Raw genomic sequence first — 15,547 nt, forward strand, 5'->3', positions numbered from 1 at the left:
TCGACCTCGGTCGACCGATCTGTCGATCTTGCTTCAAGCGTCCTGCGGCGTTCAGGTGTTCGCCTTCGGAGCGCTCTTGCCACGGGACCGGCGGTTGTCGTCGGGTCGGGCCGAGAACCGGTCGACGAGGTCGTCGATCGCGCTGGTGTCCTGCGCCGGAACCGCCTCCGCAGCGGCCTGCCGGATCGCCGTCGCCTCGCCCACGACCGGCTTCGGCGGCCGGGTCTTGAGGGTGAACGCCGGCGTCTGCCGCCCACCGACGACCAGGCGGCCGACGGCGGTGTAGGCGTCCAGGTGGGTCAGGTCGTGCTCGTCGAGCTCGGGCAGCGTGTGCCGGGCGAGGACACGGGCGTCCTCCGGGGCGACGGAGAAGTACAGCTTGTTGCGGGCGTTCGCCGACGCGGCTGCCAGGAGGTCCTTCGGGAACTGGGCCAGGTCCTGGTGCGCGAGGACCATCGACAGCCGGTACTTCCGCGCCTCCGCCAACATCGAGTCGAGACTGTTGGCGAGGGTCAGGAAGTTCTGACACTCGTCGATGATCAACGTGGCGTCCCGGCGTCTGTCCGCGGGCACACTGGCGCGGGCGGTCGCGGCCTGCCACACCTGGGCCAGCACGAGGGAGCCGAGCAGCTTGCTGGTGTCCTCGCCGAGCTGGCCTTTCGGGATTCTGACGAGGAGGGCACCGCCGTCGAGGACCTTTCCCATGTCGAAGCTGGACCGGGGGTAGCGCATGGTGCGCTTGACGAAGTCGCGCAGCAGGAACGCCCGCAACCTCGCGAGGACGGGACCGATGACCTGGGAGCGCAGGGCCGGGTTGAGCTGGTCGTACCACCGCCAGAACCCGGACAGGCCGGCCGGGTCGTCCAGGCCGACGGTCATCGCGCTTCTGAACTGCGCGGAGTTGAGCAGGGGCGGGATGTGCTGGAGGGTGACGTTGGCGTGCCGCAGCAGGGTCAGGCAGGCCACCCGCATGACGTCGTCCATCCGCGGCCCCCACGCCTTGGCGAAGATGTTCCCGAAGATCGACACGAGGTTGTCGACGACCAGGTCCGGGTCGTCGCCGGACAGCGGGTTGAGGGTGGGCGGGTTGGGCTGGTCGGGGTCGAACAGCACCACCCGCCCGGCGACGCTGGCGGGGAGCCGGTCGAGGATGTCGAGGACCATGTCGCCGTGCGGGTCGATGACGACGGTGCCCCGGCCGGCTTTGATGTCCTCGACGGCCATGTTGACCAGCAGGGTCGTCTTTCCGGAGCCCGTCGATCCGACCACATGCAGGTGATACCTCGCATCCGCCACGGACAGGGCTACCGCGTGGCCACCGACTTCGGCGTCGCCCAGTACCTTTGTGTCTCGGCCGCCGGTCGGTACCGCCACCGGGGCGGGCATGGACTTCGCCCGCGCCCGATCCAGCCCCGGCACGGCCAGATCCCGCGGCAGCGCGGCCAGGACGGCCAGTTCGAGGGTGGAGGCCAGGAACCCTGATCCGAGCCGCCGTATCGCCAGCACGGCCACCGGTCGCGCCATCCGCGCCCGGTGCGCAAGGCGGTTGCGGCCGGCGTACACGGCGAACGACGAGGCGACCGCGTCCGCGATGCCCCGCAGCCGGGCCTGCGGCCGGGACCCACCACGGTGGTTGTTCTTCGCGACGGCGTAGCGGATACCGATCGTCCACAGCGGCTGGGCGGTCTTGTCGAGGATCGCCCGCACGTCCCGCTCCACCCCGGGATCCCGGCGGCCGGCCGGCCGGCCGCCGCTGCGGGCGGTGGTGGTGCGGCCGGGAAGAAACGCCTCGATCAGCCACAGCAGCGGCGCGGCGGGATCGATGCCCGGTACGGCCGTCTTGCCGTCGCGGAGCCGGCCGGCGGCGCGGCGGGCGCGCGCGGCCCGGCGGGGGGCGGCGGGGCGGGCGAGGATCTGCACGCAGGCGCACTCGTCCGATTTGAGCTGCGACCCGGCGGACATCAGCGCTCGTAATGGGTCGTTGTCGTGGTCGGTGTTGATCGGTAGCCACTCGGCGGCCGTCGGCAGGAGGTGCCCGCCGACGGCCGCCGGTACGTCCAGTGGGATCGGCGGTGACGCCTGGTCGTCGGTGGTGCAGGCGGCGCCGGGCCAGGCGGCCCGCACGGCGGCCTCGACCGCCCCGGCCGGCACGCTGCCGGGCACCCAGATGCTGATGAGGAGCTGCCGGCCGGTCCAGGTGTACTGCCACACCACGTGCGGGCTGCCGTACAGCAGCCGCCGTCGGCGCGACGGGGTGAGCGTGCCGTGCAGGTTCGCCCACAGCGCGGCGGCGCTGTGCGGGTCGACCTCCGGCGGTGGAGCGACCGTGACCAGGCGGGCCCGGTCAGCGTGGCGACGATGCCGCAACCCGTCGAGCAGGGTGCGCCCGGCGACGTAGACGACGAGCAGGGCGGCGGCGACACCGAGCAGCCACGGCCGGTCCACCGCCCAATCGGCGGCGTGCAGAACCCAGCGCGTGGGCGCGCTCGGCGGGGCAATGACTCCGGCGCCCGGCCCGGAAGGACTGGGCGCCGGCGCTGGCGATGCGACAAGGGACGGTGTCACAGGTCCTCCTCCGTGTCGTCGGGGTCGAGGTCGGCGAGGTCGGACGGTGTGGTGGTCGCGAGAACATGTTCGGCCTGGGAGGAGATCGACTCGAACGCGGTCCGGTTCGTGCCGGAGATCAGCAGACCGTGCCCGACCCGGGCCGACAGCAGCAGCCGGCGTTCCCCGGCGGTCAGGCCGAACGCGTCGGCGACCTGGTCGATGGCCTGCGGGGCCTGCTTGAGCAGCACCTGCGTGGCCGCATTCGCGACGACGGCGTGGCCGAGGTCGGTGCCGAGCACGTCGGCGACGTCCTGGGTGATGACCGACAGGCCGGCGTTGCGCTTGCGGCCGGCCTTCGACATCTTGAACAGGAACCGGGCGCCTTCCCCGTCGCGCATCAGCAGCCACGCCTCATCCACCACCACCAGCCGCCGGCCCTGCGGGCGGGATCCTTCGCGGGGCCGCCGCCGATATTGAGGTGGGAGGTCGACCTGCCGCCAGATCTCGTCCAGCGCGAGCAGGGTGCCGACGGTGCGCAGTTCGTCCGGCAGCTGCCGCAGGCTCCAGACCACGAGGTGCCCGTCCGGGCGGGTCGTGGTCGGTGAGTCGAACAGGTCGGAGAACGAGCCGGCCACCCACGGCGCCAGCCGGGCGGCGAGTTCGTGGGCGGCGCCGTTGTCGTCGGCCCGCAATGTCGCGGCCAGATCCTTCAGCAGGGGAGCGGGCCGGTGGTGGGTGGCCGGATCGGCGGTGATGCCCGCCTGCCGGTACACCTGCAGGATCGCCCGGTCCAGGGCGGCGCGCTCGGCAGGCGGCGGCACCTGCCCCAACAGGACGCTGATCAACGTGTGGAGGAACAGGCCGCGGCGGGTGAGCACGTCCGGGCGGCCGTCTCCGGCCGGCAGATCCAGGGGGTTGATCTTCACGCCGGGTGCGCCGAGCCGCACGATGGCGCCGCCGACCGCGTCCGCGAGGCGCAGGTATTCGTCCTCGGGGTCGACGACGGCGACCTGCACCCCCTGGTAGAGCTGGCGGAGGATGTCGAGTTTGACGAGGTAGGACTTGCCGGCGCCGGATCGGGCCAGGATCACGCTGTTGTGGTTCTCGCAGCTCCAGCGGTCCCACCAGACGATGCCCTGGGAGTCCGGGTTGACCCCGTACAGCACCCCGCCGGTGGTGGCGGGGTCGCCGGGCAGCGGCGCGGGCAGGTCCGCCGACGCGAGCGGGAACGCGGCCGCCAGGGCTTGGGTGTCCATGGTGCGGCGCATCTGCAGCGAATCGGTGGCGAGAGGCAGGGTGGTGGTCCAGCCGGGCAGGTGCCGCCACGTCGCGGGCTGCACCTCGATCAGGGTGGACGCGGCGGCGGCCTTCACCTGCGCGCACGCGTCGAGGAGTTCGGCTTCGGTGCGGGCGTGCACGGTTAGGTACAGGCCGACGCGGAACAGCTTCGCCGCCCCGCGGGCGAGGCGTTCGGCGAGGTCGGCGGCGTCGTCGGCGGCGGCCTCCACGGACGGGTCGGCCAACTTCCCTTTCTCGGCATCGGCCCGCCGGGACGATTCGAAGCGGGCGCGCTGGTTGCGCAGCCGGGACGCCGCCGCCGGCGCGGGGATCGGGTCGATGTGCAACGCGAGGTCGAGGCGGCCCGGCCAGGACAGCAGCGGCTCCAGCCACGCCGGCCCGACCTCGGCCGGATACCCGGTCACCACCAGCGTGGCGGCGTAGCCGTCTCCGACTCGCAGGAACCGGGGCGTGACCTCCACCGAAGCCGGTGCCACCGCCGCCGCCAGTCCTGCGGACGGCGGGCTGGCGCTGGGGTTGTCGTCGTGCGGGGCGCGTCGGCGCCTGACGAAGATCACGATGTCCTCCTGGTGCGTGGCCTCCTGACTGGAGGTCCGGTGATGGTGGTGTGGGGGGCGGCGAGTCCGCCGGGGCGGGGCGGCCGGTACGGGTCGGCGGCGGCGGCCAGGGCGGCGGTCGTCGCGTGGCCGTCAAGGGCGCGGGTGGTGACGCCCAGCCCGGACAGCGACCGGACCGTCTGGTCGGCGCGGCGCCGGGCCGCGTGCTCGCCCCGTTCGCCGCGGGTGGTGCGGGTGACGATGAGGACCTGCCGGCGCAACGGATCCCGCCGCTGCGCGAGGTCGTCGAGGAACCGGGCGTGGTCGGCCGCCGCGTCCGCGAGAGCCGGGTGCGGCAGGGCGTCCGCCGCCTGGGCGACGGTGTGGGCGGCGGAGTGCAGGTCGACCGGCTGCGCCGACACCACGATCTGCGTCGGCGTGGACAGGCTGTTGAGCCACCGGCCGAACGTGTCGACCAGGGCGGCCTGCTCGTCGGCGGTGCGCAACGCGAGGTTGACGCTGGTCGCCGCGACCATGGCCGCCTTCACCGCGCCGAGGCTGATCTCCCCGCGGTCGTCGATGGCGTCGGCGGGCAACCTCAGCGGGGCCGGCAGTGGCACCGTCGACGTCGGGGCCTGTACCCAGTCGGGTGTTGTCGCGGTGGTGTCGGTGGTGGACAACGCGCGCGGCGCCCGCCAGTGGCGTACCGCGCAGGCCAGCCACACGTCCATGGGCAGTCCGTCGCGGCGGCCGACAGCGAGGCCGAACACCAGGCCGCCGAGCACGACGGCCGCGCCGAGCAGCACCGGCGCGGGCACGATGGTGTGCAGGGCCTTCCCGCCGCCGTAGAAGGCGATGGCGGCCACCGCCACGATCGCGAGTTGCCGGAATGTCAGCCCGTAGAGCACCTTGTCCGGCGCGTCTACATCGGCGGGCATGCGGGCGGTGACGGGCTGTTCGTCGCGGTGGTCGCGGTTCATCGTCGCACCGCCCCAAGGCCGGGGATGCGCAGCCCGCGGGTGAGTTGCTGCACCACGACGACCCGCACGACCGCGCCGAGCGGATTGCCGCCGTGCCCGCCTGCGCCGCTGGTGGCGTAGCGGCGCATCAGCGCAGGCACCTTGACCGTGGTCCACAGCAGGACCATCACGACGAACAGGTTGAGCGTCCCGCCCGGTTCGACCGGCAGGCCCAGCAGCGGCAGCATGCTGCTGGTGTCCAGCAGCATCCACTGGCCGGCGAACAGCACGAACGCCTGCACCACCGGGATGGCCAGCATGGCGACGTACGACCGCCACCACAGGCGGGCCACGCCGTCGGTTTGCGGCAGGGCGTGGCACGCGAGGGCGATCGGCGCGACCGCGGTGAGCACCAGCGCGACCGCGAAGCGGACGATCACACTGCAAGCGGTGGCGGCGAGCAGGACAACGATGATCGCCAGGCAGACGACGAACAGCAGCCCGGCGCTCTGGTCCCGCGCGGCCATCAGGTGGGTCTTGACGGCGTCGAGGGCCCCGTCACCGTTGAAGTCCTGCGCGGTCAGGGCGGTGGTGAACGCGTTCGCGACCTCGATCAGCGTGCCCGCGATCAGCTGCGAGAAGTGGGCGGTGACGAACCCGACCACGCACCGCGGCAGGAGATCCTTCGCGGTGTAGCGGGCACGTTCGTCACCGCCGGCGACCATGGTGAGAACACCAGCGATGACGAACGCCAGGACGAAGACGGTGTCGACGACCCAGACCGACCGTCCGGTCAGGGCCTGCACCTGCGGCAGGCTGGTGACGTCCGGGGTGATCAGCAGCGCGCGGGTGATCGCGGTGATGAGCCCGTTCAGGCAATCCAGCAGCAGACCGGCGAACCATTCGAGGATCTGGTTGAGCGCCCAGGCCATCGTCAGCCTCCGACGATTCCCTGAACGACCCTCAGCAGGACGGGCGCGAGCACGGCCAGGCCGTAGCCGATCAGCGCGTTCTTCAACGCGCCCTTGGCCTTGTCGACCTGGACGGGGTCGCCACCGGCGGTGGCCCAGTACACCCCGGCCAGGACCAGGAACAGGGTGGCGACGGCGGCCAGGATGCCCATCACCCAGGCCTGCAGGTTGGCGATGACGGTGGGCAGGTCGTTGACGGCCAGGATGACCGGCTCACCGGCGTCGCCGTAGGCGACGGCGGGCACGGCCAGCATCCCGAGGGCAGCCGCGGCGGGCGCGGCGACCCGGGCGACGCGGCGAAGCGTGGACAGCGCAATGGTCAGAGCACGAGACCGTGCCCACAACGTGGGGAACATGGGTGGCTGCACCTCCCGCACCGGCTCACGGCCGGCGCGAATAGTCGAAACGGCGGTCGGGGAGCCGCCGCCGGGCGCGGGAGACACATGCCGGACAGGGGAGCGCGGTGAACCTCGGGAGGAGCTCGTCCTCCCATTCGGGTCAGCGGTCATCGATGAGGTGTCAGCGCATCAACGTGGCGCGGCACCCGAGGCACCCGGTCCCGTGTCAGCCCTATGTCCCGGCCCGACGGCGGGCGAAACCAAACCTCCGCATGACGCCGTGGTGGCGCCGGAGGAGTTCCGCACCCTCAAACCGGCGTTTGTGAGCCCTGGCGAACACCTGCCGGTCCCACAGCGCTCCAACACCACCTCACAAACCTCTAACGACCCTGGCCGGAACGCCTTTCCGGACGAGCATGCCGCTGGTGACGGAACCGCCTCTCAGCGTCGGCGCCGGAACCTCACAGCCGCCTCCTCGACATCCCCTGAGCGCCGCTGTGAGAGTCCCGACAGCCTGCCCCGCAGCGGTTCACGGCGGTTCGCCGCCGTACCCGGGGGTGGGAACCGGCGGCCGCTGCGGCACGGCAGGCTCGCCGCACACGGTCGCGGACCCGACCAGATGGCCGGGCCCGCGTCGGGGCGCTCAACGGGGACGGCACCTCAGGCGGCTGCCAGCCTCACCCGCGCCGCAGCCGGTCGCGGACCGGTGCCGCGGGCGGCCCGAATGTGCTGGCGTCGCTCGGCCGCCGCGGCGAGGTCCTCCTGCACCCGCGATGAGATCACCTCGGTGAGAAGCCCGGCGGCGAGCGCTTCGGCGATGCGCACGTCGATGCGCTCGACGCGCCGCCGCAGCGTGTCGACCTCCACGCCGAGCCGTGCGGCGATGGGTTCGATGGCCCGCCGGCCCAGCCGCAGGTCGATGTAGGGCTGCTCATCGCACTCGTCGACGATGCCCACCTCGACGGCGCGGCGCACGAGGAGGTCCGGATGCCCGTAGGGCCGCTTCGGAGTACGCGGGCCGGTGACGTGATCGAGGTCGTCCACCGGCACGGCCTCGGCGCCAGCACGTTGCCGCAGTTCATGGCCCGCTCGCCACGCGGCCATGCACAACGCCGCGTACGGCGCCGGGCGGGCCAGGTCAACCCGGTCGCGCAGCGCGGTCAGGAAACCGGTGAGGATCTCGGCGTCCAGGTCGTAGGCGTCGCCGGCCCAGCCGGTGCGCAGCCGGCCGGCATAGCGGCGCAGCGCCGGCATCGCCAGGGCGACCGCGGCGATGACCCAGGCCGGCCCATCGAGGCGGGCGCGCAAGATCAGCTCACGCCACACCACGTCCCGCACCCTGTAGGCGCGGGGATGCTCCAGCAGCCACTGCCGCAACGCCGGCAGCGCGATGACACCCCTGGGCAGACCGGTGTCATCACCGAGCTGCCCGACAAGCGAATCGAGGTCCAGGGACAACGGGTCGGGGTCGCAGGTCAGGTCGGCGAAGGCGGTGTCCACGGCGTCCAGAGGCGAGTCGGGCCAGCCGGTGGCGGAGGATGTCATGTCAGGAACTCCCATGTCAGAGACGAATGTCGATGACGGGCCGGAGCAGCAGCCGGCACGCCTGACCGCCATTGCGCCACCCCGGCCTCACGGACCCCTGACAACGCAGGCTGGCCGACATGGACACCGGGTCGACGCCATCAGTCGCCTCTCGCGACACCACCGCTCACTGACGATCGACGTCGACGTGCACCGTTCTGATACGCCACGCTGACCTGCGCTCTGACACGACCAGAGACGGACGGACACGCTCCGCAGCCGCGGCCGGATGAGAGGACGCGCCATCGCGGCGCGGGTCCGACGACGCCTCCCAGCCCGTCTCACAGCGCTGGACAGCGAACAGTGACAGACCGCGATCGGCTGGACGCCCCGCCGCCTGTCGGCGGCCAAGGGGCGTGGGGTGCCCCGGCTGACAGCGTCCGTCCGCCGGGCCGTGACGGTCTGACAAGCCGCCGTCCGAATGACAGCTTCGGAGCCGGCGCCCCCGGTGACGCCGCTGCTGGCCGGCGAAGTCGGACAGCGGTCTGACAACGCCGGCCAGCACCCCGTGTCATTGGCGTACGCCGCTGGCATGGCCGAGGTGGCCGTGACACTGGGCGGCTGACAAAACTGGGACGATCGACGGCTCTGGCAGCCTCCCGATAGTGATCCGACCCATGGAGTCGGCGCCCGCGTGAACATCCCGGAGCCCCAGGACAGCCAAGCGGACGGAAACCGGCTGTCAAAGATTCGTGAGATCACCGTGAGAGGGGCAGGTGTTCGCCACAGCTGACAAACACCGGTTTGAGGGTGTCAGCGCACCACGGCGCGGCGCGGAGCCGACACCACATGAGCGAGCACACGCCGCAGCACCACAACCCGCATCCCGACCCCACCGCCGACACCGGCCCGCTGGCCCAGGTCGACCCCACCGCGATCGACCTGGTCGCCGGCGACCCGCCGGTACCGCTCACCGTCTGGCGCACCGCCCACACCCCGGGCGACGCCGGACGCAGCATCGGCACCCGACTGGCCGGCCGCCTCATCGCCGCCTACAGCCGCCCCGGCGAAGCGGTCGTCGACATCACCATCGACCACGCCCTCACCCAGGCCTGCGCGGCCGGAGCGCGCCGTCACCACCCCGCGTGGTTCACCGACACGTCCAGCCTGATCATCGGCCCAGCCACCGTAGCCCCGTCCGCCGGCACCACCGGCGACGCGGAACCGGGGGAACAGGACGACCTGCCCGAGATGGGCGCCTGGTTCGGTGACGATCTCACCGACCCGCAACTGCACCCACCGACCGACACGCCGACCGACCCGCCACCCGACAACGCCCTGCAGCAGGCGACCAGTCTCGTGGTCGCCTGCTGGCCCCTGCACGAGCACGCCGCCGCCAACCGGGTCCGGCTGGCGTGGCTGCTGACCGCCTGCGCCGCACTGCTGCAACCGGGCGGCTGCCTGATCCTCGTCGTCACCGTCCCGACCGGCACCACCGCCAGCCCGGAAGACTTCTCCGGCATGGTCCAGGCCGCCGCCAGCGTCGGACTGGGCTACCTGCAGCACCTCGTCGCCGTCACCGCCGACACCGACGGCGACGCCTTCGTCTACCACGTCACCGACGAGGAACTACTCACCCTCACCACCACCGACCAGCGGTGGCAGATGGCGCACCTGCGCATCCACGCGGACCTGATGGTCTTCAGCCGATCCCAGAGCCGCGCCCCGCGTGGACGAGGCGGGCGCGAGGGCGGTGGTCGCCGTGGCTAAGCACCACGCAGACACCGCCGGCGACCCCAACGAGCAGAGCACACCGACCGCCGCCACCATCGACCCGATCGGAGGCCATCGGGCTGCTGCTGGCGCTGAGGGCCTGACGGTGTGGGCGACGGCCCAGGCCACCGGACCGGTCCAGCGCCGAGGCCGGTACGTCCGCGAGTCCGTGCAACACCCGGCGCGGATGCTCCCCGCGATCGCCGCGCACGCCGTCACCGCCTACACCCAACCGGGGGACCTGGTGCTCGACCCTATGTGCGGGATCGGCACCACCCTCGTCGAGGCCATCCACGCCGGCCGCGACGCGATCGGCATGGAGTACGAGTCCCGCTGGTCCGACATCGCCGACGCCAACATCAAACATGCCCACACCCAGGGCGCGACCGGCCGGGCCGGCGTCATCCGCGGCGACGCCACCAGCATCCTCTCGCTCGTACCCGCGGCCCTGACCGGGCAGATCGCCCTCGTCGTAACCTCCCCGCCGTACGGACCGACCGTGCACGGCCTCGTCCGGCCCGGCACCGACGGCGTGGCCAAGTTCGACAACGCCTACAACGACGGCACCGACCGCGGAAACCTCGCCTACCGCGACCTCACCGGCCTCGCCGACGGGTTCGCCCAGATCCTCACCGGCTGCCACACCCTCCTACGCCCCGGCGGGGTCGTCGTCGTGACCGCCCGCCCGTGGCGCAAGCACGGCGAACTCGTCGACCTCCCCTCGGCCGTCATCGGCGCCGGAATCCGCGCCGGCCTCACCCCCGTCGACCGGTGCGTGGCACTGCTCGCCGCCATCCGCGACGGCGGGCTCGTCGCCCGGCCGTCGTTCTTCCAACTCCAGGCCGTCCGCAAGGCCCGGGCGGCCGGCACCCCCATGCACCTAATCGCACACGAGGACGTCCTCGTGTTCAGCAAGAGCCAGACCGACTCGCGTTCAGGAAGCCTGAAGGACACCCTCGAGGGAGGGATGGTCGCGTGAGTAGGCCTACCCACCGACACCCGAGTCGCGCGGCGGGACTGTACAGCTGCTGCCGTCTGCTGTTGGCCGCGCGCGGTGAGCCCTCGCAGTTCGACGCGGCGGAGGTGCGTGATTGACCACCGACCCGCACTGCGCATCGGATCCCTGTGCACCGGATACGGCGGCCTCGACATGGCCGTCGAGCTGGTGCTCGGCGGCCAGCTCACCTGGTACGCCGAAACCGACCGGCATGCCGCCACCGTCTGCGCCCACCACTGGCCCGACGTGCCCAACCTCGGGGACATCCGCACCATCGACTGGACCGACGTTCCACCCGTCGACATCCTCACCGCAGGCTTCCCCTGCCAGGACATCTCCAACGCCGGCAAACGCGCCGGCATCACCGGTGTCCACAGCAACCTGTGGACAAGCGTCGCTCACGCTGTTCGCGCTCTTCGACCGCCCCTCGTCTTTGTGGAAAACGTCGCCGCCCTCCGCACACGCGGACTCGACGTCGTCCACGCCGACCTGGCCGCGCTCGGGTACGACACGAGCTGGCTATGCCTACGCGCATCCGACATCGGCGCCCCGCATCGACGGGACCGGCTGTTCCTGCTCGCCACCACCGGAGAGGGGAGAAGAGATACGAACGCTGCCGACGCCCTGTGCCCGTGACGGCAAAGGACCCGGGCACCAGCGCGGTCTGCCCGACGTCGTCGCCTCGAGCGGCATCCGCCACCAGCTGTTGCCGACCCCACGCGCGAGCGACACCGGCACCCCCGGCCGCCGCGCAGGTGACGGTTTCCGACCGCCGCTGTCACAGGTGCTCCTCCCCACGCCGCGCGTGACGGACAGGCAGAAGGATTGCCCCGGACGATGTGGCTCCCACGAGGACGTCCCCCTGCCGTCTCTGGTGCCTGGCCTATCGAAGCCCCGAATCTCCTACACGGGAAGCGCCGGCCACCATGGCGACGAGGACCCCGACCTACGCACCGCCCCCGCCCAGCTCAGCAGCGACGCGCTCGGAAGACCCGACGAGACCACGTGGCAGATCTACGCCCCGGCGATCGCACGCTGGGAGCTTCTGATCGGCCGTCCCGTTCCCGCGCCCGCCCAGCCCGGCCAGCACGGTAAGCCCGTGCTCGCACCGCCGTTCGTGGAATGGCTCATGGGCCTACCCGCCAACTGGGTCACCGACCCCACCCTCGATCTCCCACGCACCGGCGCGTTGCGCGTCCTTGGCAACGGCGTCGTCCCCGCCCAAGCGGCGACCGCCCTGCGCCTTCTGCTGTGCCGCCACCACTGACCACCCGCGGGCTCTTCGCAAGCCGACCAGACATCCGCCCGCTATGAGCCCGCCCCACCCGCGCCTGCGAGGAGCCCACCGTGCGCGACAACCCGCACCGCCCCCGACGACGCCCACCGCCGCCACCCACACCCGCCCACGCGACAGGGCACCACGACGAGCAGGAACCGCGCCTCTACACACCAGCCGAAGCCGCAGCGCTGCTGCGCATCCCGGAATCCTGGCTACGCCGCCGCGCCGGGCGCCGCCAAATCCCCTGCACCTTCCTCGGCAAACACCTGCGCTTCTCCGCCGCCGACCTCGCCGCCCTCATCGCCGCCTCCGCAGAACCGGCCACCGGCCGCCGCACCCACCGGCGGCGCCACCCGCCAGCGCCGACTTGATCCGACCCGCGAAGTCACGCGTCCATCACCGACGCACCGCACCCGCACCGAATGGAGTAACCCATGGCCTGGGTGGAACAACGCGGCATGAAGTTCCGCGTCCGCCTCCGCATGACCGACGGCACCGTCACCACCGACTCCACCCATGACCGGCGCGCCGACGCCGTCATCCGCGCCAAAGAGATCGACGTCGAAGTCGCCCGCGACACCTTCATCGACCCCCGCGGTGGACGGATCCCCCTCGCCGAATGGGTGCCCATCTGGGAGTCCACCCACCAAGCGTCCCCCGCCACCTGGGCCGCCTACCGCAGCCATCTGCGGCTGCACATCCTGCCCAGCCTCGGCCCGCTACCCCTGGTCGACATCCGCCGCCAACACATCAAGACCCTCGCCGTCGTCCTCGGCAAACGCCTCGCACCCCGATCCGTCGCCGACGTGATCATGGTCTTGTCGATGGTCCTGCAAGAAGCCGTAGAAGACCGCCGGATCCCCTTCAACCCCTGCCGAGGAATCCGCATCCCCAAAGGCATCCGCGCCGAACGACCCCACGCCACCGCCGAACAAGTCGCCGCCATCGTCGCCCGCCAAACCCGGCCCTCCGACGGCCTCATGATCCTCACCGCCGCCTACACCGGCATGCGCTGGGGCGAACTCGCCGGCCTACACCGAGACAACCTCGACCTCACCCTCGGCAGCATCTACGTCCACCCCGACACCGGCGCCCTGCACGAAGTCGAAGGCAAGCTGTACCTCGGCCCACCCAAAACCAACGACTCCGTCCGCCACATCCGCCTACCCCGCTTCCTCACCAACCTCCTCGCCACCCACCTCGCCGAACACCCCCACCACACCGTCTTCCCCGGCGCCCGCGGCTACCACCAACGCCGCTCCAACTTCAACCGCCGCGCCTGGACCCCCGCCCTCACCGGCGACCCCCAACGAGACATCCCGCCGATCCTGCCCGGCATGCACTTCCACGACCTACGCCACACCCACAAAACCTGGCTCATCGAAGACGGCATCCCCGAAATCGCCCAGGCCCGACGGCTCGGACACCGCCTCGCCGGCGTCAGAGGCATCTACAGCCACGTCACCGAACCCATGATCACCAACCTGGTCGACGCGCTGCAGCGACGCTGGGAGACAACCCAACCCGACCGCCCCAACAGCACGCTGCGGCATCTGCGACCGGTCGCTTGATCAGGCTGCTGAGGTGCGCATAGGTGTCCAGCCGATAGGGGCCACACCATCTCGTCCCAGCACTGGACATGAGCGAGCACTGGTTGAGCGGGCGATTGTGCCGCGCATTCGCGGGCACTAGCACCGCTGCGGAGAGCACCTGAGACTCCGCCGTCAAGCCTGGTTCGCGCAGCTCAGCGCCGACGGCTGGACCCTCCTCGAGCCGTACGTGTTCGACAAGCGGCGCCACAAGCCCGGCGATGTGGCCGCCACCGTCGGCACGTTCCGACCGACCCGCACCAGCTGACCGGCCACACCCACGGTCACCTACCCGACAACGGGCAGGGCGGCAGCCGCATCCCAACCATCATCGACACGACACGTCACGTGGGGAGACAGTCTTGACCAACCCGTACCAGGCGCAGCAGCCGCACGACGTCTACGGCCAGCCGCCCGTCCAGCACCAGCCGGCCGAGTGGCCGCCGACCGCCGCTGGGATGACGCCGTCGGCACCGCCGGCCGCGCCCAGCCGCAAGCCGCTGATCGCCGCCGCCGCGGCCCTCGCTGTGCTCTTGCTCGCCGTCGGCGGCTACGGCCTGTACGACCGGTTCATCCGCGAGGACACCGGCGTCGCCGCCTGCAAGGCCATGCGCGAGGGAAAGAAGGCCGACGGCAGCGCTAAGGGCAGCGGCGATGACAAGCTCACCGAAGCCGAGTACCGACAGGCCCGCAGGGTGTTCGAGGACTCCCGCCACGACGACATCCGCGAGCACGGCACCGCGCTGATGGACCTCGCCTGGCAGATGTCGCAGATCCCGAATGGGCAGGAGATGGGCGCGCTGGCGTTCATGGGCCCAATGACGATGCACATGTCGGGCCTGCAGACAGCGTGCGCGAACCAGGGCGTCATCGTCACCCTGAACACCGAGTAACCGCACAAGAGCGAAGTTGTCATCCAGGCGGGTAAGGGCTTCGTCGTCCACCAGGATCTTCTCGCCGTTGCCGTCGTCGCCCTGGTCGTTGATCAATACATCGCCGCCTGCGCCCGACCGAACCTCTTGATCAGGCGCACCTATGGGCACGGGTGTGGGTTCGGCTGAATTGGTCGAGCTGGTCAGGGGGATGGGCCAATGAACGCGGGGTCCTCGAAGCCCAGGTCTCGCATCTTCTCGGCGGAGAAGACCACATGATTTCATCGCCGGGGATGAAGACGCTCTGCGGGTCGGGCAGCTGCGGGATGGCAGCGACGAACCAGATCGAACCTGCGGCGAAATCCAGGCGCAACGCGACAGGCACGTCGACCGAATGCGCCGGCGCGGCGATGCCGCCGTTCGCCCGCCGGCTCGGCCCGATCTGGAACTGCTCCCAGTGGCAGGCCGTGCTGTGCACCCTTGATCCGAGAAGTGGAGCCCAGCGACTCTGGCCCTCGACATCCGGGCCGACGCGGGCCGGACCGGATTCGCCGAGGACGAGGTGATGTCCGATCGGCTCGTGGAAGACCTCGATGCCATAGGGGTAGAACGTGTCGGTCCAGGTCACGGTCACGGCGCCGAGGTCGGTGCCGAGTTGCACGCCCATGACGGCGTGGTGCCAGTCGCCATAGTCCCATGGCGCGCGTTCCGGGCCGAAGTTGTGCACGTCCCAGTAGTCGACCGACGTCAGGCGCCGCCCCCGCAGGTCGCGCAACGCGCCCTCGAAACGGCCGCGCAGACCATCGGTCCCGCGCACCTTTCCCACCGACCGATCATCGCTGGTCATACCTGTGACCGCATCG

At 71.3% G+C, this 15,547-nt stretch carries 14 protein-coding genes; 7 read left to right on the forward strand and 7 right to left on the reverse strand.

What is annotated here, in order from left to right; all coding sequences use genetic code 11:
- Window positions 1-51: 51 nt before the first annotated feature.
- The 6 genes from AMK25_RS05855 to AMK25_RS05885 all read right to left on the reverse strand — a co-directional run bounded on the left by AMK25_RS05855 (window position 52) and on the right by AMK25_RS05885 (window position 8,195).
- A complete protein-coding gene (locus AMK25_RS05855; protein WP_443189900.1) occupies window positions 52-2,499 on the reverse strand; it encodes a type IV secretory system conjugative DNA transfer family protein in 2,448 nt (815 codons plus the stop codon).
- 62 nt (window positions 2,500-2,561) lie between these two features.
- Complete coding sequence (locus AMK25_RS05860; RefSeq protein ID WP_073827172.1) at window positions 2,562-4,403, reverse strand: VirB4 family type IV secretion system protein; 1,842 nt, start codon at window positions 4,401-4,403, stop codon at window positions 2,562-2,564.
- Window positions 4,400-5,362, reverse strand: a complete 963-nt coding sequence (locus tag AMK25_RS05865; RefSeq protein WP_073827173.1) for a PrgI family protein — start codon at window positions 5,360-5,362, stop codon at window positions 4,400-4,402. Before AMK25_RS05865 ends, AMK25_RS05860 begins: the two co-directional genes overlap by 4 nt.
- Entirely contained in the window at window positions 5,359-6,273 is a 915-nt protein-coding gene (locus tag AMK25_RS05870; RefSeq protein ID WP_073827174.1) for a conjugal transfer protein TrbL family protein, read from the reverse strand. Before AMK25_RS05870 ends, AMK25_RS05865 begins: the two co-directional genes overlap by 4 nt.
- A 2-nt stretch (window positions 6,274-6,275) precedes the next feature.
- Complete coding sequence (locus tag AMK25_RS05875; protein WP_013285002.1) at window positions 6,276-6,668, reverse strand: pilin; 393 nt, start codon at window positions 6,666-6,668, stop codon at window positions 6,276-6,278.
- Window positions 6,669-7,310: 642 nt separating this feature from the next.
- Complete coding sequence (locus tag AMK25_RS05885) at window positions 7,311-8,195, reverse strand: hypothetical protein (RefSeq protein ID WP_073827175.1); 885 nt, start codon at window positions 8,193-8,195, stop codon at window positions 7,311-7,313.
- 828 nt (window positions 8,196-9,023) lie between these two features.
- Here AMK25_RS05885 and AMK25_RS05890 point away from each other — a divergent pair.
- The 7 genes from AMK25_RS05890 to AMK25_RS05920 all read left to right on the forward strand — a co-directional run bounded on the left by AMK25_RS05890 (window position 9,024) and on the right by AMK25_RS05920 (window position 14,705).
- Window positions 9,024-9,944, forward strand: a complete 921-nt coding sequence (locus tag AMK25_RS05890) for a hypothetical protein (protein WP_073827176.1) — start codon at window positions 9,024-9,026, stop codon at window positions 9,942-9,944.
- A complete protein-coding gene (locus AMK25_RS05895) occupies window positions 9,928-10,926 on the forward strand; it encodes a TRM11 family SAM-dependent methyltransferase (protein WP_073827752.1) in 999 nt (332 codons plus the stop codon). The genes AMK25_RS05890 and AMK25_RS05895 overlap by 17 nt, the downstream gene beginning before the upstream one ends.
- Window positions 10,927-11,034: 108 nt before the next feature.
- Window positions 11,035-11,580, forward strand: coding sequence for a DNA cytosine methyltransferase (locus AMK25_RS05900; RefSeq protein ID WP_073827177.1), 546 nt, complete (start codon window positions 11,035-11,037; stop codon window positions 11,578-11,580).
- A 148-nt stretch (window positions 11,581-11,728) separates the two neighbouring features.
- Window positions 11,729-12,211, forward strand: coding sequence for a hypothetical protein (locus AMK25_RS05905; RefSeq protein ID WP_241826259.1), 483 nt, complete (start codon window positions 11,729-11,731; stop codon window positions 12,209-12,211).
- 80 nt (window positions 12,212-12,291) lie between these two features.
- Complete coding sequence (locus AMK25_RS31500) at window positions 12,292-12,594, forward strand: helix-turn-helix domain-containing protein (protein ID WP_083664643.1); 303 nt, start codon at window positions 12,292-12,294, stop codon at window positions 12,592-12,594.
- Between the two features lie 63 nt (window positions 12,595-12,657).
- On the forward strand, window positions 12,658-13,794 hold the full coding sequence (locus AMK25_RS05915; protein WP_073827178.1) for a tyrosine-type recombinase/integrase: 1,137 nt from the start codon (window positions 12,658-12,660) through the stop codon (window positions 13,792-13,794).
- A gap of 380 nt (window positions 13,795-14,174) precedes the next feature.
- Window positions 14,175-14,705, forward strand: coding sequence for a hypothetical protein (locus tag AMK25_RS05920; RefSeq protein WP_073827179.1), 531 nt, complete (start codon window positions 14,175-14,177; stop codon window positions 14,703-14,705).
- A gap of 130 nt (window positions 14,706-14,835) precedes the next feature.
- Here the strand turns inward: AMK25_RS05920 and AMK25_RS05925 are convergent, their stop codons facing one another.
- Complete coding sequence (locus AMK25_RS05925) at window positions 14,836-15,531, reverse strand: hypothetical protein (protein WP_198937456.1); 696 nt, start codon at window positions 15,529-15,531, stop codon at window positions 14,836-14,838.
- Window positions 15,532-15,547: the final 16 nt, after the last annotated feature.

The organism is Micromonospora sp. TSRI0369, from assembly GCF_001905625.1.
In the GTDB taxonomy this organism is placed as follows: domain Bacteria; phylum Actinomycetota; class Actinomycetes; order Mycobacteriales; family Micromonosporaceae; genus Micromonospora; species Micromonospora echinospora_A.